Raw genomic sequence first — 2,151 nt, 5'->3', positions numbered from 1 at the left:
ATGCCCGATTGAGGTCATGACAGAGGTAGTGGCGTTGCAGCATGATGCACCTGCTTCAATCCAGTAACCGTGTTGCACTCAGCTTCTGCAACCGCCTAGCTAATAGCTAACCCCCCTCATCCCATACCCGCATTACCCCGCCCTTACTTCCACTAGCTAATCGTCACTAATCAACCATTCCTACTGGAAGCCATCACAGATCAGACATGACTCCTGTCGCCTGCCAGTGATAGGTCGTCAATCAAAAAATACACATTACGTACCTGGTATGAAGCCAACAACCCGGTACCCATGCATGAACAATCGCAAGACCTACACCCACCTCTCCCAATCAGACATCGCCCTCCAAATCGAATCACTCGTGCAATCCATCGAGCGACATGACAGTCCTGCCTTTCGATTCAGGCAAAACCGCAGTGGATACGAGCGAATAGAAGACACCAGGCTCTCCCGGTACTTCACCCACATCAAGCAGATGGTCGACCTGTTCGATGACCGCGTTGAGTACGACTACAGCGAGCATCTTCAGGCGTTCAAGGAGGCTTGCCAATACATTGGGTTGGAGCGTCACCCAGACGGCCCTGTCTGCCTGAATGAAGAGGGGACTGCCTACCTAGACCATCATCGCAGCATGAACGTCTTGGTTGCTCGGATCCGACAACTGACTCGTGAACGCTGGTATTGCCGAAACAGAGACGACCGACGCTATCAAGCTAAGGATCAGGAGGCAGATGTCTGCGACTACGCCGACGCCTTATGTGAGCGCTATTCGCGCATCACCATCGTCAGGGCCGACTTCCATTACCGTTCTGAGATGCAGGCCAGGCTGCGCGTTGAGCACGTGTTCGGTGACCTGAAGCAGCTGATTACTGAGCACAAACGCAATCCGATCGTCAAGCACCTTATTGGTTACATCTACGTAGTCGAGCAGGGCGAGCGGAAAGATGGTGGGGGGTACCACATCCATGCTGCCTACTTCTTCAATGGCAATGAGGTCCGTGGGGATGTCTACAAGGCCATCCAGCTGGGCGAACTCTGGGAGCACATCACGCATGGTCATGGTTACATGCATAGCTGTAACCATGACAAGGAGCGGTATGGCGATGAGTGTGGCGTCGGCCTCATCCTGAGGAGCGACCAGAGAATTCGGCGTTATGTTCACAAGGCGTTGAAGTATCTCGTCAAAGACGCTCAGCACCTGCGGCTAAGGCCAGCTGGTGCTCGATGCTTGCGGATGGGGCAGCTGAATCGTTCTCGTCGAGGGTGGATAGCTGCCCGCTGAGAGTGTTTGGAACGGCGTATATTGGGGTGTCAGGCATAAACGAGAAGCCCCGCTGGGAGGCGGGGCTTCAAGACAGCCGTTGCAGGGGATTTCAACGGTTGCCGATCCTTCGGCAGCAGATTCACTTTAGGCAGAATCCGTTGGGTATTCCAGTGAGCATGGTGCGCTAGAGGCCTGTGCTGGAGTCAATCACCCAGCCTGCCACAACCTCCTCACCAAACTCAGCAACCCATGCTCGGTAAATCAGGCTCTTACCTGCCCGCACTCGAATGCGGACTCCCGTCAGCGGATGGCGGTACGTCAGTAGTGGACTAGGAACAGGTCCGCTGAAAACAGAGCGGGATGGTTCGTGACGTAACATCTTCAGTAGCTGCAACCGGCTAACGCCATATTCCCGCATGAGGGCATTAATGGCGGACAGCAGCGCTCGATCTTCTTCCGAGAGACTAGACATCGGCGGTTCTCTCTGGTGATTTACCGACTGACAATGCCACACCGGTGCGCTGGGCATGCTGCCAGCTGTCGGTAGAAAATGACCACGTCAGCACCTGGCATGAAATCGACAGCAAGGAGCTATGCCATGACTAACCTTTCCAGCGCGCGTCCACTCCATCTGGATCAAATGGCGGCCGGCACGCTGATTGATTGCTTCGTAGAGTGCGTCGAGTCTTCCAGCAGGCCGGCGTTCACTCGCACGCTTGATCGCACTGGCCAGATGGACACCACTGCGACACATATTGGACTGTTTCTTGTCTATCTGGAGCGTATGTATAAACGTGCCATGTCGGTGGATGCTGATTCCGGCAGTGAAAAGCTGTGGACCTTCCGAGAGGCTTGCAGAGGTATCGGAATCGAGTCCATCCAGGGGG

General features: G+C 54.8%; 2 protein-coding genes. Both read left to right on the top strand.

Annotation, left to right across the window (positions count from 1 at the left end; translation table 11 throughout):
• Positions 1-295 precede the first annotated feature (295 nt).
• On the top strand, positions 296-1,282 hold the full coding sequence (locus A9513_RS14340) for an inovirus-type Gp2 protein (protein WP_065085035.1): 987 nt from the start codon (positions 296-298) through the stop codon (positions 1,280-1,282).
• A gap of 580 nt (positions 1,283-1,862) precedes the next feature.
• Positions 1,863-2,151 (top strand): hypothetical protein (locus A9513_RS14335; protein ID WP_141678407.1); only part of this gene is annotated, 289 nt, incomplete at its 3' end.

Source organism: Pseudomonas sp. AU12215 (assembly GCF_001675465.2).
In the GTDB taxonomy this organism is placed as follows: domain Bacteria; phylum Pseudomonadota; class Gammaproteobacteria; order Pseudomonadales; family Pseudomonadaceae; genus Pseudomonas; species Pseudomonas nitroreducens.
Note: the sequence above shows the minus strand (reverse complement) of the source record. Positions and strands in the feature narration are given on the sequence as shown.

Excerpts from the sequence above, each read along its gene's own strand:
- A9513_RS14340 (WP_065085035.1), top strand. The coding sequence starts at position 296 with ATGAACAATCGCAAGACCTACACCCACCTCTCCCAATCAGACATCGCC.